The organism is Stappia sp. TSB10GB4 (assembly GCF_900185745.1).
In the GTDB taxonomy this organism is placed as follows: Bacteria; Pseudomonadota; Alphaproteobacteria; order Rhizobiales; family Stappiaceae; genus Stappia.
On record NZ_FYAV01000036.1, the window covers coordinates 100,429 to 126,001 of the forward strand.

Sequence of the window (25,573 nt, forward strand, 5' to 3'; positions counted from 1 at the left end):
CAAGCGGTTCCCCCAGCGCCCCGCAGCGCCTTCCTCACGTCACTTCCGGTAGAATTCGTCCATGCGATGAATGCCGAACTGGGCCCCGGGATCCCAGCCGTAGATCCCGACCTTCGGAACGTTGCCGAGCCCCTTGACCACCACCGGCTGACGCACTTCCGACACCAGGCCGATATGGATCGTCTCCTCGGCGTGGATCTGCAGGATCTCGTGCCAGATCTCGGTGCGCTCCTCCGGCGTGCTGGAGCTCAGCCAGTCGTCATAAAGGCGCGTCAACCGGATGGCCGGTTCCCAGTCGGGCTGCTCGCCGGTCTGGCCATCGGTCTCGTACCAGTTGCCCCAGCGCGACCAGGACAGGAAGTCGCTACGCACCGGCGCGAAATCCTCCGGCGACATTTCCGAGGTCGGGATGCCGTTTTCGAACCCGGCCCAGACGGACATCACCAGCAAGCCGGCGAGCGCGCGTTCGCGGATGATGTCGCGCTGGCTCGGTTTGGCAAACAGCTTCACGCCGATCTCGCGCCAGGTCTCGCCGACAAGTTCCAGCGCGTCCAGTTCCTCCTGGCTTTCGCCGGTGGCCTCGACGATGATCTCCAGCGGCCGGCCGTCCGGCATCAGGCGCACCCCGTCGCCGCGCCGCTTGGTCAGCCCGATCTCGTCGAGCAGGCGGTTGGCCTCATCGGGGTCGAATTGCGCGTGCAGCTCGCGATATTCCGGGCGGTAGAGCGGGCTTTGCTCGAGCACCGTATCGTTGCCGGGCGTGGCGAGGCCCAGATACAGGACCTTGTTGATCATCTCCCGGTCGATCCCGAGCGACAGGGCCCGGCGGAAGCGCGTGTCCAGCATCAGTGTCCGCCAGACCGGATCGGCAACGGTCAGGTTCGGCTGCAACGAGATCTGCGATCCCTTGCTGATCGGCCACAGATAGGTCTCGAAACGGCCGAACCGTTCGCCCTGCTTCAGGATGGTGATGTCGGAGAAGCCGATATTGCGCGCCTGCAGGTCCGTCTCGCCGGCCTGGGTCTTGGCGGCGATGATCTTGCCGTCGGCGACGGTCATGACGACGCTGTCCAGATAGGGAAGCTGCTGTCCGGCCGTGTCGACGCGGTGATAATAGGGGTTGCGGTGCAGGACGAAGCGCCGCTCGCCGTCGTCGGTCAGCCGCACCCAGGGCTGCAGGCTCGGCAGCTCCGGATTGCGGGCGTCGTACATGTCGTCCATTCGGTTGAACAGGGCCGCCCAACTCCGCAGTTTGCGCGCCTCGGCCTGCTTTTCCAGCGCCTGCAGGTCTCCGTAGCGAAGATGGAACTGCTTCAGATAGTGCGCGGGGCGATAGATGAAGGGCGGCCGCGACTTCGCCAGTTCCGGCTTGAACAGCGGGTTCGGCGCGTCCCAGGTGAAGCGAACCGTCGTCTCGTCGATCACCTCGAAAACCGGTGGCTTGCCGCCGGCCAGCATGAATTGCGGCAGGCCGGAGGGCTGCAGCTCGGCGTTCGAGGCAACATCCTCGTACCAGAAGCGAATGTCTTCCGACGTGAAGGGATGGCCGTCGGACCATTTGTGGCCCTTGCGCAGGACCAGCGTGAAGCGGCGCCCGTCCTCCTCGATGAAGTCCTTGAGGATGTCGGGGACCAGTTCGAGGTCCTCGTTGTAGCCGACGAGCCGGGCATAGCCCCAGACGTTGATCAGCCGCACGTCGCGGGAGCGGCCGATCAGCGTGTCGATCCGGCCGCCCGGCGTGCCGATCTCGCGGCCGCGCGCCACCAGATCCACCACAAGCGGTTCCTCCGGCAGGCGCTCGGCCACCGGCGGCAGGTCGACGCCGATCCGCGGGACCAGCGACGGCGTTTCCTTGAGCGTCAACGCGGCCGCCGGAAGCCCGGCAAAGACCGTTGCCCAGACCGGGACGAGCGCGGACAGGACCAGCGCGGACAGGCGAGCACGGTGTCTCATTGGGCGGCCTCCATCGGCAGCGACCCGCTGTTGCCGGCAAGTCCGGGAGCGCAGACGAAATGTCCGCTCTCCACCTCCACAAGAGCCGGACGAACGCCGTCGACCAGCCGGTAGGGCTCCGGCCACAGGTCGGGTTCGGACGCCCGTCCCGCCTCCAGCGCGGCGAAGTCCAGCGGCGCGTTGAGGTCCGGTTCGGGCACCGAGGCAAGCAGCGCCCGGGTATAGGGGTGCAGCGGGTTCTCCACCACGTCCCGCGTGCTGCCGATCTCCACCACCCGGCCGCGGCACATGACGGCGAGCCGCTCGGCGATGTAGTCGACCACCGCGAGATTGTGGCTGACGAAAAGATAGGTGAGGCCGAGTTCCGTCTTCAGGTCGCGCAGCAGGTTGAGGATCTGCGCCTGGACCGACACGTCGAGCGCCGAGGTCGGCTCGTCGCACAGGATGAACTCGGGATTGAGGGCAAGCGCCCGGGCGATGCCGATCCGCTGGCGCTGGCCGCCGGAGAAGGAATGCGGATAGCGGCGCAGGAACCTCGGGTCCAGCCCGACGAGGCGCATCAGCTCGCGCACTCGCTCCGCCCGCTCCTCCGCCGTCCCGACATTGTGGATGATCAGCGGCTCCATCAGCAACTCGTTCACGGTCATGCGCGGGTTGAGCGAGGAGAACGGATCCTGGAAGATCAACTGGACACGCCGGCGATAGTCCAGCAGTTCCGCTCCCTTGAGGCTCCCCACCTCGACCGGGCCGTCGCCGCAATCGTATCGGATCGAGCCTTCGTCCACCTCGATGGCACGCAGGATCGCCTTGGCCGCGGTCGTCTTTCCCGAGCCGCTCTCGCCGACGAGACCGACGCATTCCCCGCGCCGCACCGTCAGGTTGACAGTGTCGAGCGCCAGAACGCTGTGCGCGCCCTTGCCAAGGAACCCGCCCTTGCGCGTGGTGAAGCGTTTGGTGACATTGGTGAGGCTCACCAGCGGCGCCCCGGCGGCGCAGGCGCGTTCCGAGCGCCCCTTCTTCAGGAACCCTTCCGCATGCGGCTCGATCGGCCGGATCGGCACCAGCCGCTCGCCTTCCGCCATGCCGAAACGCGGCACGGCGTTGAGCAGCGCCTTCAGATAGTCGTGCCGGGGCTCGGCGAAGAGCGCCTGCGCGCTGCCGCGTTCCATGATCCGGCCGTGATAGATCACCACCACGTCGTCCGCCATGTTGGCGACAACCCCGAAATCATGGGTGATGAGCAAGGTCGACATGTGCAGCTCGGCCTGCACATCCTTGATCAACTTGAGGATTTCCGCCTGGATCGTGACGTCGAGCGCCGTCGTCGGTTCATCCGCGATGAGCAGGGCCGGATGGCAGATCATCGCCATGGCGATCATCGCGCGCTGGCGCAGGCCGCCGGACAGTTCGAACGCATAGGAATCGAGCGCCCGCGCGGGGTCGGGAAAGCGGACCAGGCGCAGCATCTCGCGGGTGAGTTCGCGCGCCTCCTGGGGACCGACATCGCGATGCAGTTCCGCCGCCTCGCCGATCTGATCGCCGATGGTGTGCAGCGGCGACAGCGAGGTCATCGGTTCCTGAAAGATGATCGCGATGCGATTGCCGCGGATCGCACGCATCTTTGCGCCCTTGCGGTCGAGGGCGGCGATATCCACCGGCGCGGCGGTCTCGCTCTCCTGGAACAGGACGCGGCCGCCCGTGACCTGCGCCTTTTCCGGCAGCAGCCCCATGATCGTCTGCGAGATCACGGTCTTGCCCGAGCCGGATTCTCCGACCAGCGCCACCGTCCGGTTGCGGGGAACCGAGAACGAGACGTCGTCGACGGCTCGCATACGCCCCTCTCCCGTCAGGAAATCCACGGTGAGACCGTCGATTGTCAGAACATCCACGCGGCTTGTCCTCCAGGCGCCCTCATTGTGCCGTTGTCGCGCCATTATAGGAGGCGATCGCCCGCATGAAAGTGCCCGGCACCCCCTCCCCCCTGTCGCTACTTACCAGTGCTAGCGCAGGCGCGTGTGACCGGCATCACAAAATCATGACACAGGCTTGAAAAACCGGTGTGAAAGGCCCATGCGACCGGACTCAACCGGCCAGCGTGAGGCCCGATCCGGCCGGACACAGGTTCTCCGGCTCCACCGTGTCGTCCAGCCGCCACACCGCGATCGCCTCGCTGCGGCCGCGGAAACGGTGCGTCCCGACCTTGAGCGCGGCACCGGGAGCGATCATCCCGCCGGACTGGGCCTGGATGCGGCAGACAGCCGTGTCGCTCGCCAGGATCACCACCTCGTCCCGTGGCGCCACCTCGCGGCCGAAGGACTGCAGCCTCTCGCACAGGTTCACCGCATCGCCCACCACGGTGTAGTTCCAGCGGTCGAGCGCCCCGACATTGCCCACCACCACGCGGCCGGTGTGCAGGCCGATGCGCACGTGCACGGCCTTTCCGCCGTTCTCCCGCGCCCTTGCATTTTCCTGCCGCAGGGCCGCCGCGATGCCGAGACAGGCGCGCGCGGCGGCCAGCGCATGATCCGCCCGCTCGTCCGGCGCGCCCCAGAAGGCCAGCATGCCGTCGCCGATGAACTTGTCGACCGTCCCCCCCTCCCGTTCGACGGCCGCAACGAGAAGCGCGAAATGCTCGTTGAGCACGTCCGCCGTCTCCGCTGCGGTGAGGTTCTCCGACAGGGAGGTGAAGCCGACGATATCGGTGAAGATGAATGTCAGGTCGCGCTCACTCGCCACTGCGGCCCGATCCATGCCGAGGCGCATCAGCTTGCGAAACAGCGAGCGCGGAACATAGGTGTTCATCGCCCTCAGGCCGCTCACCATGGCATTGAACGCCTGGAACACCTGGTCGATCTCGCGCACGCGGTTGCGCGGCAGGCGCTCGACGCGGTCGAAGTCGAGTTCCCCGATGAAGCGGGCCTGGCGGGAGATTTCCGCCAGCGGCCGGGTCGCCCTGCGCACCAGCAGAACCGACAGACCGATCGCCACGAAGATGGAAACCAGGCCGACCACCGCGGAGCCGAACAGCCGCCGGACCTCCCGCGATATCGACGAGGCCACATAGTACTGCCCCACCGTCCACACGCCCGGACCATAGCCGGCGATCACTTTGGTCATCGAGAGATAGTCCGGCTCGCCGTCATCGCTTTCCAGGTCCCGCACCTCGACGCCGGCGGCGCTGGCCCGCTGGAAATTCTCCAGCGGCCGCGATGTCGACAGGCGCATCAGCGCCTTGTCGCCGAGCGCCTCGACGGTCACCGGCAAGCGCGGAACCTCCCCTCCCGGAGCGGCGAAGTCCTCAAGGTCCGAATGGGCGATCACCTCATTGCCGTTGGCGATGATGAAAACCGTGGAATACGCTCCCTCGTCGAGCTGTCGGGCGGTTCGGCCCAGTTCCTCGATCGACACGGCGGCCGTCAGAAAGCCGACCAGCGCGCCGCCCCGGACCAGCGGGACGGTAACGTTGGCATAGAGCACGTCCCCCGAAGTCACCAGCGGGCCCCAGGTCGCGGGCGAAGCCGCGGTCATGTTCGGCAGCGCGTAGAGCTTCGCTTCCTCGGGGATCTGTTGCCTGCGGAACGGCCAGAGCTGTCCGTCCGGCGAACGATAGATGCCGAAGCCGTCGCCCGCCGTGTCGTTGACGACGAGGGCATCGAGAGACGGGTTGGCATATACGGCGGCGGTCAGTTCGGCGCGCAGGTCCTCCAGATGGCCGTCGAGCTCCCGTTCGTCGAACACGGTCTTGAGCTGCACGACGGCCTGCGAGGCGAGATCCAGATGGTCTCGCAGCCGCCGTTCCAGCGCATTGGTGGTCAGCACGGCCTTGTCGTTCAGCAGGGAATAGGTGTTGCGCATGTTGGCGGTCACCGCCAGGCCCAGCACCAGCAGCATCGAGACGCCGATCAGCAGCCCGAAAGCCAGGCCCACCACCCAGGTAATCGAATAGACGCGCTGTTCCTCGTCCACGCGCTCAATTTTCCCATCGGTCATGCGTCGCCGCGCCATCCCTGCAATTTCGGCCCCGTCCGATATCCGTCGTGTCTTCCCATCGCATATCAGCGGTTACCGTTTCCGAAACAATAAGCCGGATTGCGTCCGAAACGCGACCCCACGGCGGCAAATCGCGCGGCGCCTGGCTTCCGTCAGGGAGCGGGCATCCCGGCGCCCGTCGGCGATGCCGCGCGCTCTCTGTACTCGGCTCGGCGCAGCCGCTAAGAGGAAACTCAATGAACGGGAGCGAGCGCGTGATCGACTACGAGGCCGAATACAACAACCGGGCGCTTGTGCCGGAACACCCGGCGATCATCGAGGGCTGGGCGCGCGACGCAGCCCGGTACCGCGAAGAGGCCGTCTGCGCGCTGGCAACGGCTTACGAACTGGGCGAGCGCACGGTCTATGACCTTTTCCTCCCGGAGAGCGGCATGCCGGATCGCGGCCCCCTCGGCCTCTTCATTCATGGCGGCTACTGGCAGGCGCTCGACCGGAGCTTCTTTTCGCATATGGCGCGCGGCGCCAACGCCCATGGGGTGCCGGTGGCCGTTGCCAGCTACACCCTGTGTCCGCAGGTCCGCGTCGGCGACATCATCGAGGAAATGCGCCGGCTGGCTGGTCATCTGTGGGAGCGCTACCGCCGTCCGGTGGTTGCCTACGGCCATTCGGCGGGCGGACACCTTGCCGCGTCGCTGCTGGCGACGGACTGGGGCAGCCGCGGCCTGCCGCGGCGGCTGGTGCCCGCCGGCCTCGCCATTTCCGGCGTGTTCGACCTCCAGCCGCTGATCGGCACCTCGATCAACGAGAAGCTGCGCCTCGATCGCAAGGAGGCCATCGACGTCTCGCCGATCGCCTTCGCGGCACCGGCCGGGACGCATCTGATCGCCGCCGTCGGAGGGGGCGAATCCTCCGAGTTCATCCGCCAGTCGCGAGTGATCGCCGACATCTGGGCACGCGGCGGCGTGGAGACGGAACTCGACATTCGCGGCCAGGACAACCATTTCACCGTCATCGGACCGCTAGCGGATCCCGACAGCGACCTGACCCACCGTCTGGTGACGATGGCCCGGTCGATCTGCTGATCGCCGGATATCGCGCCGCGCCAGCGCGCGCGGTCCCGATGACCCTATTCAATGCGCGCGGACTGGTTTCCGTTGAGGTTGGGAACCCACATGCCGCAGCGCTGCAGGAAGGAGCCTCGATGCGCCCCGATTCTCCCGCCCCCGTGCGTCTGGAAGAGTACAGACCGCCCGCCTACCGCATCTCGACGGTCGACCTCGACATCCGTCTTGCGCCACGGGCGGCGAAGGTCCGTGCCCGGCTGGCCCTGGAGCGGGCGCCGGGGACCGTTCCGGGAACGCCGCTGGTGCTGGATGGCGACGAACTGCGGCTCACTGCCCTGTCGCTCGACGGGCGGGCGCTTGCCGACACCGACTGCACCATCACCCCCGACAGGCTCGAGATCGCCTCGCCGCCGGCGGGTCCCTTCACGCTGGAAATCGAAACGGTGCTCGATCCCGACGCGAACACCAAGCTGATGGGGCTCTACCGGTCGAACGGCACCTATTGCACCCAGTGCGAGGCGGAGGGCTTCCGGCGCATCACCTATTTCCTGGATCGGCCCGACTGCCTCGCGGTCTACACCACCCGCATCGAGGCGCGCGTCAGCGAGGCGCCCGTGCTGCTGGGCAATGGCAATCCCGTGGAAAGCGGGCCCGTGCCGGGCACCGACCGCCACTATGCCGTCTGGCACGACCCGCATCCCAAGCCGGCCTATCTCTTCGCCATGGTGGCGGGCGATCTCGCCTGCGTCCGCGACAGTTTCCGGACCTGCGAGGGGCGCGACGTGGCGCTCAACATCTATGTCGAGCATGGCAACGAAGGCGCCTGCGGCTGGGCCATGGACAGTCTGAAGCGTTCCATGGTCTGGGACGAGGAAGTGTTCGGCCGGGCCTATGACCTCGACGTGTTCAACATCGTCGCCGTGTCCGACTTCAACATGGGCGCGATGGAGAACAAGGGCCTCAACATCTTCAACGACAAATATGTGCTGGCCCGTCCTGAGACGGCGACCGATCAGGACTATGCCGGCATCGAGACCGTGATCGCCCACGAGTACTTCCACAACTGGACGGGAAATCGCATCACCTGCCGCGACTGGTTCCAGCTCTGCCTGAAGGAAGGGCTCACGGTGTTCCGCGACCAGGAGTTTTCCGCCGACATGCGCTCGCGCGCCGTCAAGCGCATCGCCGACGTGCGGCTGCTCAAGTCGCACCAGTTTCCGGAGGATGCCGGCCCCCTCGCCCATCCCGTCCGGCCCCGGCTCTATCACGAGATCAACAACTTCTACACGGCCACCGTCTACGAGAAGGGCGCCGAGGTCGTGCGCATGCTGAAATGCCTGATCGGCGATGCGGCGTTTCGGGCGGGCATGGACCTCTACTTCCGCCGCCACGATGGCGAGGCGACCACGATCGAGGCGTTTCTCGCATGTTTCCAGGAGGCAAGCGGCCTCGATCTTGACCAGTTCTCGCTCTGGTACGAGCAGGCCGGCACGCCGGTGCTGAAGGTCGACAGTTCCTACGAGAACGAAGCCGGCCGTCTCACCCTCACCTTCCGCCAGCACCTGCCGCCCTCTCCCGGGCAGAGCGAGAAGAAGCCGATGCACATTCCCGTGCGCGTCGGTCTGATGGGCGCCGACGGGCGCGAACTCGTGCCGGCGGGCGTCGCCGGCGCGGAGGTTACCGGTGACGTCCTGCACATCCGCTCGCCACAGCAAACGGTGGTTTTCTCGGGGCTGACGGAACGGGCCGTGCCGTCGGTGCTGCGGGGCTTCTCGGCGCCCGTCTCGCTCAAGACCGACCTTGGCGAGGCTGACCTGCTGTTCCTTGCGGCCAACGACAAGGACCCCTTCAACCGCTGGGAAGCGCTTCAGAGCGTCGTGATGACGACGCTCATCGCCGCCACGGCCGGCACCGCACGCCAGGATCCGGTTGCCGTCAGCCCGGCGCTGGTCGCGGCCTTCGCCGCCAATGTCGCGGACGACACCCTGGAACCGGCGTTCCGCGCCCTGTGTCTGCAACTTCCGGGCGAGGCCGACATCGCCCGCGAGATCGGCCACAATGTCGATCCGGACGCGATTCATGCAGCGCGCGGTGCCATCCGCCGCGCCGTCGCTGACGACATCGCGCCGGAGATCCTGGCCACCTACGAGACGATGCGCGACGGCGCGACCTTTTCGCCCGATGCCCGCTCCGCTGGTCGAAGGGCCCTGCGCAACACGCTTCTCGACTATCTCGGACACGGGTCGGACCCCGCCGGGGCCGCGCGCGTGCAGGCGCATTTCGAAGCCGCCGATAACATGACCGACCGCTTCGCCGCCCTGACCGTGCTCATTCACGCGGATCTGCCGGGGCGGGCCGAGGCGCTCGCGGCCTATGAAGCGCGCTATCACACGGTGCCGCTGGCGATGGACAAGTGGTTCATGGCGCAGGCAACGGCCCCCAACGGCGCGACCCTCGACCGCGTCCGCGACCTCACCAGCCACCCGGCCTTCTCTCCGGCCAATCCGAACCGGGTCCGCGCGCTGGTCGGTGCCTTCGCCAGCGGCAACCAGAGCCAGTTCAACCGTCCGGACGGGGCAGGCTTCACCTTCGTCGCCGATTTCGCCCGCGATCTCGACCGGCGCAATCCGCAGGCGGCGGCGCGCATGATGTCCGCCTTTCGCTCGTGGCGGGCCCTGGAGCCTGGCCGGCGCGCCCATGCCGAAGCCGCCCTGCGGCGCCTTGCGGCGGAGGGGGACCTGTCCGCCGACATGCGGGACATCGTCGAGCGCTGCCTGCAATAGCCGGCCGGTGGAGCGCATCGAATCAGGCTTTCGGGCCGCCTGGGCAGTCATCCGTGGCGGCCCGGGCGGCCCTTTCCATATTCGCCCCACGGGACTCGCAAGAGTTGTGCGTTCTGCAAATCGCGTTAAGCTTCCATTAACTATATTTTTCTTGGGGGACTCTGGACAACGCAGGCGAATGCGATTCAAATGAAGATGATTCGAGCGCCGGTTGCGTTCTGTTTGCGGCAAAATCGACACATCGGGAGCCATTACGATGGCGCGTGCCTTTGCAGGGGCGGCGTCCGCGCGTCGATTCGCGGACTTGTTGAAGCGGCAGCGTGACTCGCAGTCGCTGACCGGGCACATCCGCCTGCTGGCGCAGCCCGCCTATCAGCGACTGTTGACGGCGGAACCGTTCTTCCGCCGCGCCATCCCGATCCTCTGCATCGTCTTCATCGCCACGCTCGCCACCTACCGCGCCCTCACCCTGTCCTACGATCACGAGGAAACCGACCAGCGGGCGCGCGACGACCTCACCATGATCGCAACCACCCTGTCGGCGCGCCTGTCGACCGCCGAGGCGGCACTGCCGGAACAGGGTTTCAGCACGGCACTGCAGGCGGCGCTGGCCGACAGCCTGCCGCCGCGCGCCACCGGCGACGGGCGCCGCATCCTGGTCGCCGATCCAGACGGCGTCATCATGGCCACCGCGCCGATCCGCTCCGATCTGGAGGGGCGCATGCTCTCCGACCTGCTGGGCGCCGGGCAGCCGCTGACCATCTTCGGAGCCCGCGCCGGCGTTCTCACCATCTCCACGACCGAGGCCGGCGTGGCCTATGCCACCGTGCATCATCTGGAAGGCCGGCTGGGCATGGTCGCGCTGATCCAGTCGAAGGACACGATCTTTGCCGGATGGCGGGCCAGCGTTTCGGCCAATGTCACGCTCTTTGTCGGAACCGCGTCGGTGCTGCTCGTGCTCATCTACGCCTTCTTCGCGCAGGCGACCCGGGCCGAGCAGGCCGACCAGATCTATGCCGCGACCCGCGCGCGCATCGACCTTGCGCTCAATCGCGGCCGCTGCGGGCTGTTCGACTGGGACCTGTCCCGCGGGCGCATCTTCTGGTCCGCCTCGCTTTACGAAATGCTCGGACTGCAGCCGCGCGACGACATCCTCGGCTTTTCCGAAATCTCCGCGCTGACCCATCCCGACGACATCGACCTCTACCAACTGGCGGAATCGCTGCTGGAAACCGGCGAGACCACCGTCGACCGCATGTTCCGCATGCGCCATGCCAATGGCGAATGGGTGTGGCTGCGCGCCCGCGCCGAGGTTCAGACCGAGCCGGGCATCGCCGAGCCGCACCTGATCGGCATCTGTATCGACGTCACCGAACAGAAGCAGCTTGCCGAGCAGAGCCGCACCGCCGACCTGCGCCTGCGCGATGCGATCGAGACGATTTCCGAGGCCTTCGTCCTGTGGGACACGGAAAACCGTCTGGTGATGTGCAATTCCAACTATCAGACGCTGCACAACCTGCCGAATTCCGCCATCAAGGCCGGCACGCCCTATGCCCAGGTGATGGCCTCGGCCCGCCAGACCGTGGTTTCGGCGAGCCCCACCATCGGCAGCGACGCCTCCGATCCGTCCTCGTCCTACGAGGCTCAGCTCGCCGACGGCCGCTGGCTGCAGATCTCCGAGCGGCGCACCAAGGACGGCGGCTTCGTCTCGGTCGGCACCGACATCACCGCGCTGAAGCGGCACGAGGAAAAGCTGATGGAGAGCGAGCGGCGGCTGATGGCCACCGTCGCCGACCTGCGCCAGTCCCGCCAGAAGCTGGAAGTGCAGGCGCAGCAGCTCGTCGAGCTTGCCGAAAAGTATTCCGAGGAAAAGACCAAGGCCGAAGAGGCCAACCAGGCGAAGTCCGAATTCCTCGCCAACATCTCGCATGAGCTGCGCACGCCGCTCAACGCCATCATCGGCTTCTCAGAGATCATGGACCAGGGCATGTTCGGCCCGCTCGGCTCCGACAAGTACCGCGAATACTGCGCCGACATCCATGACAGCGGCCGCTATCTGCTGAACGTGATCAACGACATTCTCGACATGTCGAAGATCGAGGCCGGCCGCATGGAGCTGAAGCGCGAGGCGGTCAATCTCGGCGCCATCGTCACCGACGTGTCGCGCATCATCTCGGCAGCCGCGGCGGAGAAGACCATTTCCGTCACCTGCGAGACCGAGGAAGGCCTGTCGCTCTCCGCCGACCGGCGCGCCGTCAAGCAGGTGCTGCTCAACCTGCTCGCCAACGCGGTCAAGTTCACCCCCGACGGAGGCTCGGTGACGCTGGCTGCGACCCACGGCCGGATGGACGGCGTCGATGCGGTGGTCATAGCCATCTCGGACACCGGCATCGGCATTCGCGAGAGCGACATCGTCCGGCTCGCCAAGCCCTTCGTGCAGGTGGAGAACCAGTTCACCAAGACGCACAAGGGCTCCGGGCTTGGCCTTGCCATCGCTCAGTCGCTGGTCAAGCTGCATGACGGCACGATGGAGATCCGCTCCGCCGTCGGCAAGGGCACCACGGTGACCGTCACCCTGCCGGTCGACATGCGCCCGGCCAGCAAGGCGGCGTGACGGGCGGGGCGAGCGCATCTTCCCTTCGGCGTCTCCGGCAGAGGCCCCCTGCGGGGCCTTTTTCGTTGCCCCGCCCTCCCCTTTTCGTTGCCCGGCCCTCCCCTCCATGCCTGCGACACCGCGCCGCTCACTTGCGCCTTCCAGAAAGTTAGGCAATGATCTAAGTTTCTATTGACCTCCTCGCGACGCTGGAATAGTTAGGCGCATGGCTAAGCATGATCCGAAGCTGAACCTCAAATTCGCCGCCCTGAGTGACGAGACCCGCAGGGCTGTGGTCACGCGCCTCGCACGGGGGCCGGCTTCGGTGAGTGAACTGGCCTCGGCTCACGCCATGACCCTGCCTTCGTTCATGGGACATCTGGCCAAGCTCGAAGCCGCAGGCTTGATCGAGACGACGAAGACGGGACGCGTGAGATACTGCCGGCTATCGGCGGACGGAATTGCCCCGGTGACGCACTGGCTGGCCGAGCAGCAGGCGCTGTGGACCTCGCGGCTGGACCAGTTCGACGCCTATGTCACCCAGCTTGTGAAAGAGAGGAACGATGAAACTTGATCCGCAAACCGATCTCATCCTGACGCGCACGCTCAAGGCGCCGCGCGCGATCCTTTGGGAATGCTGGACGACACCCGCGCATATCAAGCACTTCTTCGTGCCGAGGCCTCACAAGGTGACGGCCTGCGACATCGACCTGCGCGTCGGCGGCCGTTTCAACACCACCTTCGAGGTCGAAGGCAACGAGATGGCGAACGAAGGCGTGTTCCTGGAGGTCGTGCCGCAGGAGAAGCTGGTCTTCACCGATGCCTATACCGAAGGCTGGAAGCCGGCGCCGGATCCGTTCATGACAGCCCTCCTGCTGCTGGAGGACGCCGCCGGCGGCGGCACGAACTACACCGCCATTGCCCGGCACCGCTCCACCGATGCGCGCAAGACCCATGAGGACATGGGCTTTCACGATGGCTGGGGCACGGTGTGTGAACAACTCGACGCCTATGCGCTGGACCTCCTGAAGTCGCGATAGGCGCAGTTCCGAAAGGCGGCGCGGGAGGGTACGGATCGGGGCGGCATCGCCGCCCCGGCCGATCAGTCGACGAGACCGTCCTCGTCGAAGAACGCCTTCTCCTGCACTGCGCCGAAGAGCTGGCCGAGCCCCTGCCCGGCCTCGCTCAGGCTGTTGCAGGCAAGTTCGACCTGCTGGGTCCGCCCCTCGTAAAGCAGGACGCCGCCTTCCATATCCTTCTCCGGGTCGGCCGGCCCCCGGCTGATCATGCGCTCATAGACGACATAGGTGTAATCCCCGGACACCAGACCGAGGCGGGTGTCGTAGCCGCCGGAATAGCCGAGCGAATGGATCATGAAGCGTTCGACGCTGCCCTCGGCCGTGCCGGGAAGGTCCAGGTCCGGCGCGACCACCGGCCCCTGGCGCACGGCCAGCGCGGAGACACCGGCGGCGGCGCAGACAGACAGCACGTCACCGTCCTGGAGTTCGCAGGATAGGATCACCTCTTCCGTATCGAGGCAGTGCCCCCGCGAAATGTCGTCGCTGGCGTGATCGGGAACATTGTCGAAGCCGCTTCTCTCGCTGCCGTTGCAAGGCACCGGCTCGAAGCGGCCGCGGTCGGTGACGATCGCGCCGCCGTCGATCCGCCATCTGTGGTCCCCGACCTGGCGATCCTCCTCGATCTCCGTTTCGACCGTGACATCGAGCCAGTCGCCCGACCGCGTGCCGGTGATCTTGCTTTCCCAACTGGTGTAATAGCGCTGTTCGTGATCCTGCACGGTGCCGTGCTCGGTTCCTGCAACGGGACCGTCCGTATCGGGCAGGTTGAGAACCATCGCCGCCTCGCTCGTCTTGGTCTCCATGGCGAAGCAGCGTTCCTCGGCCATGGCCGCGGACGAAAGAGCGGTCAAACAGGCGAATGCAAGCGCGGCGCGACGAGGCGTGATCACGGCAATGTCCGATCGAAAAGGCGGCGGAGGACGCAACAGGTTGCGAGAGAATGCAAACAATCCGGTCGGCATGCAAAGGGAATCCGCAGCGGAAATCCCGTCCTTGCGCAAATCCTTGCACGCGTGCCGACACGGGGTTGAGCGGACATGCCGCCTGCGGCGCGCAGGTTGGTACGCCGAGCCGGAAGCGCTGTACGGCGCCAGTTCCGGCCGCCTCAGCCGGCGGCCGGCTCCACCTTCCCCACCAGCGCCTCGAACGTGCCGCGCACCCGTCGCTGCGTCTCCGCCATCAGCGCCTCAAGATGAGCGAAGTCCGGCGCCTCGCCCGCCAGCACCAGCAGATCCTTGACGCCCTTGGGCACGGCATCCGCCTTGAACGGACCGTCCAGCGTCAGACGCTGCACCTGGGTCAGGGCATGATAGAGGCGGATGGCCGGCAGCAGCACCTCGGCATCGCCGGCTTCGAGCAGACCCGCGTCGCGTGTGCGTTCCAGCACTGTCTCCGTCGTCTGCGACAGGATCTGCGGATGCGTCGCCCCATGGACCAGTTGCAGGTACTGGGCGATGAACTCCACGTCGACAAGGCCGCCGGCGACCTGCTTCAGGTCCCAGATGTCGGATGTCCCCTTCTCCGCCTCGATCCTCGCGCGCATCGACGCCACTTCGGCGGCCACCGTCTTCGCGTCGCGCGGCCGGGCCAGCGTCTCGCGGATATTGGTCTCGATCCTTGCGGCAAAGGCGTCGGTCGACCGGGCGATCACCCGGGCCCGGGTCAGCGCCATGTGCTCCCAGGTCCAAGCTTCCTTGGCCTGATAGGTCTCGAAGGCGGCAAGGCGCGTTGCCAGCGGTCCGGCATTGCCCGAGGGGCGCAGGCGGAAGTCCACCTCGTAGAGCCGCCCCTCCGCCGTTGGCGCCGACAGGGCCGCGACCAGCCGCTGGGTCAGGCGGATGAAATACTGGCTCGGCGCCAGCGGCCGCTTGCCGTCGGTCTCGGTCACCTCCTCCGGGTGGTCGTAGAGCAGGATCAGATCGAGATCGGACGCCGCCGTCATCTCGCGTCCGCCGAGCTTGCCCATGGCGATCACGGCCCAGTCCGCGCCCGGCAACCGGCCGTGGTTTTCCGCCACGTGATCGATCACGAAAGGCATCAGCCCGGCCACCACCGTCTCGGCAAGGCGCGCCAGCGCCTCGCCCACCTGCAGGGCGTTCAGCGTGTCGGAGAGCAGCCGCAGGCCGATCAGGAACTGCTGCTCCTGCGCGAAGATGCGCGCCCGGTCGAGCGCGTCCTCGTAAAAGCGGGCAAGGTCGAGGGTGCGGGCCAGACCCGCGCGGAACTCGGCCGAGGTGGGCATGGCGCCGAAAAAGGCCGGATCCATCACCGCGTCGAGCACATGCACCCGCTTCGACACCACTTCGCCCATGCGCGGGGCGGCGCCCATCACCGTTGCGAGTAGCTTGAGAAGCTGCGGGTTGGAGCGCAGCAGCGAGAAGAGCTGGACGCCGGCGGGCAGCTTCGACAGAAAGCTGTCGAAGGCCAGCAGCGCCTGGTCGGCATTGTCGGTGCTGGCCAGCGCCGAGATCAGCACCGGATGCAGCTCGGTCAGCCGCTCGCGCGCCTTGGCCGAACGCACCGCCGGATAGCGGCCGAAGTGCCAGGCCCGGATGATCTTGCCGGCCTCTTTCGGCCGCTGATAGCCGAGCCGGGTCAGGGTCTCCAGCGTCTCGGGGTCGTCGTCGTCGCCGGTGAAGACCAGGTTGCCGAGGTCCGAGGCCAGTTCCGGCTCGTTCTCGAACAGGGCCGAATAGTGCTTCTGCACCCGCGTCAGCCGCGCCCGCAACGCCTCCTCGAATGGCTCCAGCTCGGCAAAGCCCATCAGCCGCGCCACGCGGGCGCGCGCCTCCGCCTCGGCCGGCAGAATGTGGGTTTGCTCGTCGTTGACCATCTGGATGCGGTGCTCCACCGCGCGCAGGAAGCGATAGGCCTCCGTCAGTTCGTCGCGCGCCTCCGCCGCGATCCAGTCGAGCGCGGCGAGCGTTGCCAGCGTCTCCAGCGTGCGCCGGCCGCGCAGTTCGGTGATGCGTCCGCCGGCAATCAACTGCTGCGTCTGGGCGAAGAACTCCACCTCGCGGATGCCGCCGCGCCCCAGCTTGACGTTGTGGCCCGCCACCGCGATCCGCCCGTGCCCCTTGTGCACATGGATCTGGCGCTTGATCGAATGCACGTCGGCGATCGCCGCATAGTCGAGATACTTGCGCCAGATGAAGGGCGAGATTTCCTTCAGGAAGCTCTCGCCGCAGGGCACGTCGCCGGCGCAGGCGCGCGCCTTGATCAAGGCCGCGCGCTCCCAGTTCTGGCCGAGGCTCTCGTAATAGACCAGCGCTGCCGGGATCGACATGGCCAGCGGCGTCGCGCCCGGGTCCGGACGCAGCCGCAGGTCGGTGCGGAAGACATAGCCGTCCACCGTGCGGTCGCCCATCATCTTGACCAGCCGCTTGGTCATGCGGACGAACTCGACAGGCGCCTCCGCCCCGCCCGTCACCGGCGCGAGGCCCGGCTCGTAGAGCACGATGAGATCGATGTCGGAGGAGTAATTCAGCTCCAGCGCGCCGTATTTGCCCATAGCGAGGATCACGAAACCGCAGCCCTGTTCCGGGGCGGCCTCGTTGCGGATCTCGAACTTGCCGCGCCGGGCGAGATCGCGCAGGCAGAAGCGGATCGCCGCCGTCAGCGCCGCATCGGCAAAGCGGCTAAGGCCACCGGTCACCGCGTCGAGATCGAGCGCACCGGCAATGTCGGCGAGCGCCAGCGTCAGGGCGAGATCCTGCTTCAGCCGCCGCAAGCGGGCCATCACCATGGCCTCGTCGTCGCCGGCCACCTCGCGGGCCTCGGCGACCAGCCGGTCGACCCGCGCCTGCGGCACATCCGTCAGCAGCGCGGCAAGGCGGGCATGGTCGGCAGCCGCGAGATCGCGGAGATAGGGCGCATTGGTCAGCGCGCCGGCAAGGAAGGATGCCACGCTGCGGCGCCGGTCGGCATCCGGTCCAAGCCCGGCGACGACGTCGGCAAAATCCTGCAACAGCGCTTCGGCTGCAGCCTCGCTCTCGGCGAGCGGCACCACCCGCAAGGCCGCCAGCAGGGGCATGCCGCCCGTGCCCGCCTCGCTGCCGTTCCCCTTGCGGTCGCCACCATCCGCGGTGCCCTGCGCTGCGACACTGTCGTTCAATCCGTCCTCCCGATCCGCCCGTTGCACCGGGCCGTTCCGTCAGTCGCCGCCCGCTGGCCATCCCTCGCCGTCGCGTCCGGCCGCCGGCAGCCACAGCCGCGCCGCCAGTCCGGGCTCCGCGTCCGCCAGTTCCAGCCGCCCGTGATGCAGGCGCGCCACCGCCGCCACCAGGCTGAGGCCGAGACCGGAGCCGGGGGCGCTGCGGCTTGCCTCCAGCCGCACGAACCGGTGCAGCACCCGCTCCTTGTCGGCATCGGCGATGCCGGGTCCGTGGTCGCGCACGCCGAGCAGGACGTCGCCGCCCTCCATGCGCGCTTCCAGCTCCACCCTAGCGCCCTCGCCCGCCTCCTGCCGAGCGTATTTCAATGCGTTTTCGACAAGGTTTATCAGCGCCTGCACCAGCAGCTCGCGGTTTCCCGTCACCGTCAGCCCGTCGGCGACGCGAAGCTCCATGCCGCCGCCCTCGTCCTCGGCGACCGGCGCGTAGAGCTCGCCCACCTCGCGCACCAGCGCCGAGACGTCGATATCGCCGAAGCTGGCGTCGGAGGATCCGGCCTCGACACGGGCGATGCGCAGCAGCGCGTTGAAGGTGCGGATCAGGGCGTCGCAGTCCTCGATGGTGGTTTCCAGCACCGCGCGCGCCTTGCTGTCGCCGGACAGGTCGCCGCGCAGCGCCTCCTCCAGCCGGTTGCGCATGCGGGTCAGCGGCGTCTTGAGGTCATGGGCGATGTTGTCGGAGACATCCTTGAGGCCCTGCATCAGCACCTCGATGCGCGTCAGCATCGCGTTGAGGCCGATCGCCAGCCGGTCGAACTCGTCGCCGCTGCCTTCCACCGGCAGCCGCTCGGTGAGATCGCCCGACATGATGCGCCGGCTGGTCGCGGTCATCGCGTCGATGCGCTTGAGCACGCGGCGGCTGACGAAGACCCAGGTGATCAGTCCGAGCGCCGCCAGCACGAACAGCCAGAAGCGCATCGCCTCGGCCAGCAGCGAGCGGAAATACTGCTGCTCCTGCAGGTCGCGGCCGACCAGCAGGCGAAAGCCGCCGGAAAGCTGGAACACCCTGACCAGCGCCTCGCGGCGCGCCCCGCCGCCGATCGGGGTGTACATGACCCGCTGCAACTCGCCGCTCTCGCCGGCCAGCACCCGGTCGTCGAGCTGCTCGATATTGCCGACGAGCTGATTGGCGGCGAAGTCGGTGACGAGATAGAGGCTGGCGCCGGGCCGGCGGGAGCGGGCGTCGACGGCAGCGACAAGCGCGCGAATGCCGCCGATGCGATACTGGTCGGCAAGGCCGGAAATCTCGGCGTCGACCGTGTCCACCACCTGGTCGCGCAGGACCGTCGCGGTGTTCTGCGACAGATAAACGAGGACCGCGCCGGAGGCGAGCGTCAGCGCCGCCAGATAGATCAGCGCCAGCTTGATCGCCGTGGTGCGGAACAGCCGGCCGGTCGTCGTCGGTTCGCTCATGCGCCGGCGCGGCCGCTGTCGCGGATCGTGTAGCCGGCGCCGCGCACGGTATGCAGCAACGGCCGATCGAAATCCTTGTCGATCTTGGCGCGCAGCCGCGAGATATGGACGTCGATCACGTTGGTCTGCGGGTCGAAGTGATATTCCCACACATGTTCGAGCAGCATCGTGCGGGTGACCACCTGGCCGGCATGCTGCATCAAGTATTCCAGCAGGCGAAACTCGCGCGGCTGCAGCGGAATGTCCTGGCCCGAGCGCGTCACCGTGTGGCTCAGCCGGTCGAGCGTCAGGTCGCCGACCGTATAGCTCGTCTCCACCTCCTGCTGGCGCGGTCGGCGGCCGAGCGCCTCCACCCGGGCCAGCAGTTCGGAGAAGGCGTAGGGCTTGGGCAGGTAGTCGTCGCCGCCGGCGCGCAGGCCGGTCACCCGGTCGTCGACCTGACCGAGCGCCGACAGCACCAGCACCGGCGTGTGGTTGCCGTCCGCGCGCAAGCCGGAAATCAGCGACAGGCCGTCGCGCCGGGGCAGCATCCGGTCCACCACCAGCACGTCATAGGGCGCGCTGGCGGCCAGATCGTAGCCGGTCTCGCCATCGGCGGCATGGTCGACCACATGCCCCGCCTCGCGCAGGGCCTTGGCCAGATAGCTCGCCGCTTCCTTGTCGTCCTCGACAATCAGGATCCGCATGACCTCTTCCGTGTCTTTGGTCTTTGGTCTCGGGCTGGTTCCGGTTGCTGGGTTTAGCATCGGCAGGAGCCCGCGTCGAACGGCATGAAAAACCCCGGACCGTCTGGCGGTCCGGGGCCCCGGTCCCCTGGCATGCGTCTGGTGGCGGTTGCGGACCTGCCCCTCGCATGCCGGTGACCTTCCGGATGCCGCGCCGCCGTTCGGGGGCTTGGCTCGTCGGGCGGCGTCATCCGGTTTCGTTGGCGGCGGCGGCGCACCCTGTCCGGCGCGCCGCCTGCCGCTCAGCCCCTGTTCTGGTCGACCGGCACCGCGACGAAGCGCGAGGCATTGTTCCGCTCGACGCGCAGCAGCACCGACTTGCGACCGTTTTCGCTGGCGGCAAGGGCGGCTCCGGCGACCTCGCCGGGGTCGCTCACCGGCTGGCCGGCCACCTCGAGGATGACGTCGCCGCGCTGCAGGCCCTTTTCAGCCGCCGAGCTGTCGGCGGGAATGTCGGTGATGACCACGCCGCGCTCGCCGGCGCCCATCGCGCTTGCCGCCGCCAGTTCCATGCCGAGGCTGTCGACGAAGGCCGTGTCCTTGCCGGTCGGCTGGACCGCCGCCGTCGCCGGGCCGTCATCCTGCAACCGGCCGAGGATGACCTTGACGTCCTGCTCGCGCCCGTCGCGCCAGACATTGAGGGTGACCTCGGTCTCCGGCGGATAGGCGGCGATCATCCGGGCGAGGTCGCGCGGCCCGTCGACCGACTGTCCGTCCACGCTCAGGATCGTGTCGCCGGAGCGGATGCCGGCCTTGCGCGCCGGGCTGTCGCCCTGGGCGTCGGCGACGATCGCGCCCTTGGCGTCCTTCAGACCGACGCTCTCGGCGATGTCCTTGGACACCGGCTGGATCTGCACGCCCAGCCAGCCGCGCACCACCGTGCCGTCCTTCTGCAGGTCCTTGACGATCGTGCTGGCCGTCGAGGCCGGAATGGCGAAGGCGATGCCGACATTGCCGCCCGAGGGCGAGAAGATCGCCGCGTTGACGCCGATCACCTGGCCCTTGACGTTGAAGGCCGGGCCGCCGGAATTGCCCCGGTTCACCGGCGCGTCGATCTGGATGAAGTCGTCATAGGGACCGGCGCCGATGTCGCGGCCACGGGCCGAGACGATGCCGGCGGTCACCGAGCCGCCGAGGCCGAACGGATTGCCGACCGCCACGACCCATTCGCCGACCTGCGGCGCCTCGGGGGCGAACTCCACATACGTGAACGTCTGGCCCTCGGCGTCGACCTTGAGCAGGGCAAGGTCGGTGCGCTTGTCGGCGCCGATCAGCTTCGCCTCGTATTCGTTGCCGTCATCGGTGATCACCGTGAAGGTCTTGCCGTTGGCCACGACATGCTCGTTGGTGACCAGATAGCCGTCGCCGGTGATGAAGAAGCCGGACCCCTGGCTCATGCCGTGGCGGCGCGGCTGCTGCTCGCGGCGCTGTTCGCCGCCGAAGGGCTCGCCGCCGAAGCGCCGGAAGAAGCGCTGCAGCGGGTGATCCTGCGGCAGGTCCTCGAAGCCGGGGATGCCCCCGTCGCGCGACGACATCATCCGCGGCGTCTCGTCGGTGCGCACCCGCACGCTCACCACCGCCGGCTTCACTGCCGAAACGACAGGCGCGAAGTTCTGCGGCGCCTCGGTTTCGACCCGCACCGGGTCGGCAAGGGCGAACTGCCCCGGCACCACGGTCTGCAGGCTCATCGCGCCGGCAAGACCCAGCGCCAGGGCACCGGCGACAAGGCCGGCGCGGCGGCGCGGCAGACGGCGGATGGCCGAGGGGATCTGTTTGGTCGACATGTGTTGCTCTCTCCACATCAGGAACCGGACGGCGTCCGGAGGTCAGGACCCTTCGAGCCGGCGGTCTTTCGCGGGGAAGCGTTCGCCGACTGTCCCGACTGATATGGAACACGCCGCCTTACAGCCGCCTGTCGGCGAAATTAAGCTTTGGTAATGTTGCGGGAGTGGGTCGGGCGCAGCGGCTCACGCTTCGCGGGTGACGATCACAGCCCCGGCCTCGAGCGTGCGATGCACCGGGCAGCGGTCGGCGATCTCCAGCAGCCGCGCGCGGGTTTCGGCATCCAGATCGCCCTCGATGGTGATCCGCCGCTCGAAGCGGTCGATGCGCCCGTCCCGGCCGCGAAGCTCCTGCGTGCACTCCAGGCAATCCGCCGCATGCACCTTGCCATGGGTCACCGTCGCCGAGATCCGCGTCACCGCCAGTCCCTTGCGCTCGGCATACATGCGCAGCGTCATCACGGTGCAGGCGCCGAGCGCCGCCGACAGATAGCCGTAGGGCGAGGGTCCGCTGTCGAGACCGCCGACTGCCTCCGGCTCGTCGGCGATCAGCCGGTGCCGGCCGGACACCACCATCGCCTGGAACTTGCCGAGCCCGGTCTCGCTGACCTCGACGCCCTTCGCCTCAACCTGTGCGGCCTCCGCCTCCATGCCGATATAGCGGCTCGCCCAGGCGGCGATCACGCCCGCCGCATAGGCCGCATCCGCCGGATCGGTCAAGAGGTGGTCGGCACTGTCCAGCGAGACGAAGCTCTTGGGGTGCTTTGCCGCCACGAAGATGCGCGTGGCATTGTCGATGCCGACCGTCTCGTCGCGCGGCGCGTGCAGCACCAACAGCGCCTTGCGCAGATGTGCGACGCGCTCGCGCACGTTCTGCTCGGCGATGTCCTCCAGGAACTGCTTCTCGATGGTGAAGCGGCGGCCGGCCAGTTCGACCACCGCCTCGCCCTGGTCGCGGATCCGCTCGATATCGGCATGGAAATTCTTCAGGACGTGATCGGCATCGGCCGGCGCGGCGAGGGTCGCGACGGCGACCGCCTCGGGAATCTCGCGCGCCGCCGCCAGCATCGCGGCGCCGCCCAGCGAATGGCCGATCAGGAGCTTCGGCGCCGCATGGGTCTCGCGCAGGAAGGCGGCGGCCTTGAGAAGATCCGCCACGTTGGAGGAGAAGTTGGTGGAGGCGAAGTCGCCGCCGGAACCGCCGAGCCCGGTGAAATCGAACCGCAGGACGGCAATGCCCTCGCGGGTCAGCGCTTCGGCGATGCGCCGGCCGGCAGCCCCGTCCTTGGAACAGGTGAAGCAATGGGCGAACAGCGCATAGGCGCGCACCCGGCCGGTCGGCAGGTCGAGCCGGGCGGACAGCTCCGCGCCATCATGGCCCTCGAAGGTCACTCGGATTGGCTGTGCGGGCATCGGGCTCTCCGTCTTCGGGCGATCTTGTCGTTCGGAACGCGGGGTGTCTTTCGAAGCCCCCGCCGACGCCCAACAAACCACGAAACCGCGAGCCGATCACGCCTCCCTGTCGCGGGACAGGATCCGGTCCAGTTCGGCCTGCTCCTCGCCGGTCAGCCGCGTCGCACCGCCGGCCGCGACGGCAGCGGCCCCGCGGCGGCGGCGGGCGCCGAGAAACAGCACCAGCAGGCCGATAGCGAGCGCCAGCGGCGCCAGGCCCCACAGGGCCACCGTCTGCAGCGTCAGGCGCGGCTTCAGCAGCACGAACTCGCCATAGCGGGCAACCAGGAAGTCGACCACCTCGGCGTTGGTGTCGCCGGCCACCAGCCGCTCGCGCACCAGCACGCGCAGGTCCTTGGCGAGCGGCGCGTCGCTGTCGTCGATCGACTGATTCTGGCAGACCATGCAGCGCAGTTCGGCGGAGAGCTCCCGCGCCCGCTGCTCGAGCACCGGATCGTCCAGCACCTCGTCCGGCGCCAGCGCGCGCGCCGCCGGCAGGGCCGCGACCATCAGCGCGAGGGCGAGCAGCAGCAGGCGGAGCGGGCGCATCACTCGGCCCCCTGCCCGGCGGCGACCATCTTGCGGGCGGCGGCCGGCTTGGGAGCGCCGACCCGCAGCCGGCGATCGAACAGCGACAGCACGGCGCCGAAGCTCATCACCAGGCAGCCGATCCAGATCAAGGTCACCAGCGGCTTGTAATAGAGGCGGATGTCGGCGCCGCCGTCGGCATGGACCTCGCCGATCGACACATAGACCTGCGACAACAGACCGAAGGTGACGATGCCCGCCTCGGTCGTCGGCATGCGCCGCGCGGTGTAGAGCCGCTTGGCCGGGTCCGCCACCGCGACCTTCACGCCGCCGCGATAGATGTCGAAATGCCCGACATCGTCGACATAGTTGGGTCCAGTGCGCCGCGCCAGGCCGGCGAAGGCCAGCGAGTAGTGGGAGATCTCGACGCTCTCGCCCGGCCGGATGGTCAGCACCTTCTCTTCCTGGAAGGCGGAGACGGCGACGATGCCGAGCAGCGTCAGGCCGATGCCGGCATGGCCGAGCGCCGTGCCCCAGGCCGATCCCGGCAGGCCGGCAAGGCGGGCAAGGCCGGTCGACAGGCCGACATCGCGGAAGCGGGCGCGCGAGAGGATCTCGGCCGCCGCACCGCAGATCACCCAGGCGGCGAGGCCGACGCCGAGCGCGGCGAGGATCTTCTCGGTGCCCTCCATCCAGGCGGTCACCAGCATCGCCAGCAGCGCCAGGCCGGCGACCGCGTAGAGCCGCTGGCCGACGGCGGCGAGATCGCCACGCTTCCACGCCAGGAACGGGCCGAACGGCATCGCCAGCAGCAGCGGGATCATCAGCGGTCCGAAGGTCAGGTTGAAGAAGGGCGGGCCGACCGAGATCTTCTCGTCCGTCAGCACCTCCAGCAGCAGCGGATAGAGCGTGCCGATCAGCACGGCGGCGGTCGCCACCGTCAGCAGCAGGTTGTTCAGCACCAGCGCGCCCTCGCGGCTGACCGGGGCGAACAGCCCGCCCTGCTTGAGCATCGGCGCGCGCCAGGCGTAGAGCGCCAGCGAACCGCCGATGAAAACCACGAGAATGCCGAGGATGAAGGTGCCGCGCGCCGGATCGGTGGCGAAGGCATGGACGCTGGTCAGCACGCCGGAGCGCACCAGGAACGTGCCGAGCAGCGACAGCGAGAAGGTGAGGATGGCGAGCAGCACCGTCCACACTTTCAGCGCCCCGCGCTTTTCCATGACGATGGCGGAATGCAGCAGCGCCGTGCCGGCGAGCCAGGGCATGAACGAGGCGTTCTCGACCGGGTCCCAGAACCAGTAGCCGCCCCAGCCGAGCTCGTAATAGGCCCAGTAAGAGCCCATGGCGATGCCGAGCGTCAGGAACATCCAGGCGAGCAGCGTCCAGGGCCGCACCCAGCGGGCCCAGGCCGCGTCGACCCGCCCGAGAATCAGCGCCGCGATGGCGAAGGAGAAGACGATGGAGAAGCCGACATAGCCGACGTAAAGCAGCGGCGGATGGATCGCCAGGCCCACGTCCTGCAGGATCGGGTTGAGGTCATTGCCCTCGATCGGCGCCGGCGAGGCGCGCAGGAACGGATTGGAGGTCGCCAGCATGAACAGCAGGAAGGCGGCCGTCACCCAGCCCTGCACGCCGAGCGTTGCGGCCTTCAGCTCCATCGGAATGTTGCGGCCGAAGGCGGCGACCAGCGCTCCGAACAGCACCAGGATCAGCACCCACAGCAGCAGCGAGCCCTCGTGATTGCCCCACACGCCGGTGATCTTGTAGAGGTCCGGCTTGGCCGAATGGGAATTCTCGACCACGTTGACGACCGAAAAGTCCGAGACCATGTAGGCCTGCGTCAGCGCCGCGAAGGCGATGCCGACCAGCAGGAACATCATGCCGGCGACGGGCGGCGCCACCGCCATCAGCCGGCGGTCGCCGGTTACCGCGCCCCAGACCGGCACGACGCTCTGCAGCGCCGACAGCACGAAGGCCAGAATCAGCGCGAAATGGCCGATCTCGATGATCATCCCCGATCGTCTCCCTCAACTCGGCA

At 67.8% G+C, this 25,573-nt stretch carries 16 protein-coding genes; 5 read left to right on the forward strand and 11 right to left on the reverse strand.

The window, feature by feature from the left end:
* Window positions 1-39: 39 nt before the first annotated feature.
* The 3 genes from TSB10GB4_RS06805 to TSB10GB4_RS06815 all read right to left on the reverse strand — a co-directional run bounded on the left by TSB10GB4_RS06805 (window position 40) and on the right by TSB10GB4_RS06815 (window position 5,943).
* The gene (locus TSB10GB4_RS06805) at window positions 40-1,953 is read right to left on the reverse strand and encodes an ABC transporter substrate-binding protein (RefSeq protein ID WP_186395109.1); all 1,914 of its coding nucleotides are present in this window, start codon (window positions 1,951-1,953) and stop codon (window positions 40-42) included.
* Window positions 1,950-3,842: an ABC transporter ATP-binding protein gene (locus TSB10GB4_RS06810; protein WP_186395110.1), complete on the reverse strand. Its 1,893-nt coding sequence runs from the start codon at window positions 3,840-3,842 to the stop codon at window positions 1,950-1,952. The genes TSB10GB4_RS06805 and TSB10GB4_RS06810 overlap by 4 nt, the downstream gene beginning before the upstream one ends.
* A 193-nt stretch (window positions 3,843-4,035) precedes the next feature.
* The gene (locus tag TSB10GB4_RS06815; RefSeq protein WP_186389950.1) at window positions 4,036-5,943 is read right to left on the reverse strand and encodes an adenylate/guanylate cyclase domain-containing protein; all 1,908 of its coding nucleotides are present in this window, start codon (window positions 5,941-5,943) and stop codon (window positions 4,036-4,038) included.
* Between the two features lie 236 nt (window positions 5,944-6,179).
* Here TSB10GB4_RS06815 and TSB10GB4_RS06820 point away from each other — a divergent pair, with 236 nt between their 5' ends.
* The 5 genes from TSB10GB4_RS06820 to TSB10GB4_RS06840 all read left to right on the forward strand — a co-directional run bounded on the left by TSB10GB4_RS06820 (window position 6,180) and on the right by TSB10GB4_RS06840 (window position 13,423).
* Window positions 6,180-7,025 (forward strand): alpha/beta hydrolase, encoded by an 846-nt coding sequence (locus tag TSB10GB4_RS06820; RefSeq protein ID WP_186395111.1) that lies wholly within the window; start codon window positions 6,180-6,182, stop codon window positions 7,023-7,025.
* Window positions 7,026-7,144: 119 nt separating this feature from the next.
* Window positions 7,145-9,790, forward strand: coding sequence for an aminopeptidase N (pepN, locus tag TSB10GB4_RS06825; RefSeq protein WP_186395112.1), 2,646 nt, complete (start codon window positions 7,145-7,147; stop codon window positions 9,788-9,790).
* Window positions 9,791-10,046: 256 nt separating this feature from the next.
* Entirely contained in the window at window positions 10,047-12,404 is a 2,358-nt protein-coding gene (locus tag TSB10GB4_RS06830; protein WP_186395113.1) for a PAS domain-containing sensor histidine kinase, read from the forward strand.
* 205 nt (window positions 12,405-12,609) lie between these two features.
* Window positions 12,610-12,957, forward strand: coding sequence for a helix-turn-helix transcriptional regulator (locus tag TSB10GB4_RS06835; RefSeq protein WP_186395114.1), 348 nt, complete (start codon window positions 12,610-12,612; stop codon window positions 12,955-12,957).
* The gene (locus tag TSB10GB4_RS06840; RefSeq protein ID WP_186395115.1) at window positions 12,947-13,423 is read left to right on the forward strand and encodes an SRPBCC family protein; all 477 of its coding nucleotides are present in this window, start codon (window positions 12,947-12,949) and stop codon (window positions 13,421-13,423) included. The genes TSB10GB4_RS06835 and TSB10GB4_RS06840 overlap by 11 nt, the downstream gene beginning before the upstream one ends.
* 62 nt (window positions 13,424-13,485) lie before the next feature.
* Here the strand turns inward: TSB10GB4_RS06840 and TSB10GB4_RS06845 are convergent, their stop codons facing one another.
* From TSB10GB4_RS06845 to TSB10GB4_RS06880, 8 genes are all read right to left on the reverse strand, one after another.
* Window positions 13,486-14,265 carry a hypothetical protein gene (locus TSB10GB4_RS06845; RefSeq protein ID WP_208984531.1) on the reverse strand — a complete coding sequence of 260 codons (780 nt, stop codon included), beginning with the start codon at window positions 14,263-14,265 and terminating at the stop codon, window positions 13,486-13,488.
* 302 nt (window positions 14,266-14,567) lie between these two features.
* The gene (locus TSB10GB4_RS06850; RefSeq protein WP_186395140.1) at window positions 14,568-17,495 is read right to left on the reverse strand and encodes a bifunctional [glutamine synthetase] adenylyltransferase/[glutamine synthetase]-adenylyl-L-tyrosine phosphorylase; all 2,928 of its coding nucleotides are present in this window, start codon (window positions 17,493-17,495) and stop codon (window positions 14,568-14,570) included.
* Between the two features lie 120 nt (window positions 17,496-17,615).
* The gene (locus TSB10GB4_RS06855; protein WP_186395117.1) at window positions 17,616-19,046 is read right to left on the reverse strand and encodes a HAMP domain-containing sensor histidine kinase; all 1,431 of its coding nucleotides are present in this window, start codon (window positions 19,044-19,046) and stop codon (window positions 17,616-17,618) included.
* Entirely contained in the window at window positions 19,043-19,732 is a 690-nt protein-coding gene (locus TSB10GB4_RS06860) for a response regulator transcription factor (RefSeq protein WP_186389958.1), read from the reverse strand. Before TSB10GB4_RS06860 ends, TSB10GB4_RS06855 begins: the two co-directional genes overlap by 4 nt.
* Window positions 19,733-20,013: 281 nt before the next feature.
* The gene (locus TSB10GB4_RS06865) at window positions 20,014-21,555 is read right to left on the reverse strand and encodes a Do family serine endopeptidase (protein WP_244296523.1); all 1,542 of its coding nucleotides are present in this window, start codon (window positions 21,553-21,555) and stop codon (window positions 20,014-20,016) included.
* 183 nt (window positions 21,556-21,738) lie between these two features.
* The gene (locus tag TSB10GB4_RS06870; RefSeq protein ID WP_186395119.1) at window positions 21,739-22,965 is read right to left on the reverse strand and encodes a bifunctional alpha/beta hydrolase/OsmC family protein; all 1,227 of its coding nucleotides are present in this window, start codon (window positions 22,963-22,965) and stop codon (window positions 21,739-21,741) included.
* Between the two features lie 96 nt (window positions 22,966-23,061).
* Entirely contained in the window at window positions 23,062-23,553 is a 492-nt protein-coding gene (locus TSB10GB4_RS06875) for a cytochrome c-type biogenesis protein (protein ID WP_186395120.1), read from the reverse strand.
* Window positions 23,553-25,547 carry a heme lyase CcmF/NrfE family subunit gene (locus TSB10GB4_RS06880; RefSeq protein ID WP_186395121.1) on the reverse strand — a complete coding sequence of 665 codons (1,995 nt, stop codon included), beginning with the start codon at window positions 25,545-25,547 and terminating at the stop codon, window positions 23,553-23,555. Before TSB10GB4_RS06880 ends, TSB10GB4_RS06875 begins: the two co-directional genes overlap by 1 nt.
* Between the last annotated feature and the right edge of the window lie 26 nt (window positions 25,548-25,573).

Coding starts and splice junctions, on each gene's coding strand:
- TSB10GB4_RS06805 (WP_186395109.1), bottom strand. CDS start 1,953: ATGAGACACCGTGCTCGCCTGTCCGCGCTGGTCCTGTCCGCGCTCGTC.
- TSB10GB4_RS06815 (WP_186389950.1), bottom strand. CDS start 5,943: ATGACCGATGGGAAAATTGAGCGCGTGGACGAGGAACAGCGCGTCTAT.
- TSB10GB4_RS06820 (WP_186395111.1), top strand. CDS start 6,180: ATGAACGGGAGCGAGCGCGTGATCGACTACGAGGCCGAATACAACAAC.
- pepN (WP_186395112.1), top strand. CDS start 7,145: ATGCGCCCCGATTCTCCCGCCCCCGTGCGTCTGGAAGAGTACAGACCG.
- TSB10GB4_RS06830 (WP_186395113.1), top strand. CDS start 10,047: ATGGCGCGTGCCTTTGCAGGGGCGGCGTCCGCGCGTCGATTCGCGGAC.
- TSB10GB4_RS06835 (WP_186395114.1), top strand. CDS start 12,610: ATGGCTAAGCATGATCCGAAGCTGAACCTCAAATTCGCCGCCCTGAGT.
- TSB10GB4_RS06840 (WP_186395115.1), top strand. CDS start 12,947: ATGAAACTTGATCCGCAAACCGATCTCATCCTGACGCGCACGCTCAAG.
- TSB10GB4_RS06845 (WP_208984531.1), bottom strand. CDS start 14,265: ATGGAGACCAAGACGAGCGAGGCGGCGATGGTTCTCAACCTGCCCGAT.
- TSB10GB4_RS06850 (WP_186395140.1), bottom strand. CDS start 17,495: ATGCCCCTGCTGGCGGCCTTGCGGGTGGTGCCGCTCGCCGAGAGCGAG.
- TSB10GB4_RS06855 (WP_186395117.1), bottom strand. CDS start 19,046: ATGAGCGAACCGACGACGACCGGCCGGCTGTTCCGCACCACGGCGATC.
- TSB10GB4_RS06860 (WP_186389958.1), bottom strand. CDS start 19,732: ATGCGGATCCTGATTGTCGAGGACGACAAGGAAGCGGCGAGCTATCTG.
- TSB10GB4_RS06865 (WP_244296523.1), bottom strand. CDS start 21,555: ATGTCGACCAAACAGATCCCCTCGGCCATCCGCCGTCTGCCGCGCCGC.
- TSB10GB4_RS06870 (WP_186395119.1), bottom strand. CDS start 22,965: ATGCCCGCACAGCCAATCCGAGTGACCTTCGAGGGCCATGATGGCGCG.
- TSB10GB4_RS06875 (WP_186395120.1), bottom strand. CDS start 23,553: ATGCGCCCGCTCCGCCTGCTGCTGCTCGCCCTCGCGCTGATGGTCGCG.
- TSB10GB4_RS06880 (WP_186395121.1), bottom strand. CDS start 25,547: ATGATCATCGAGATCGGCCATTTCGCGCTGATTCTGGCCTTCGTGCTG.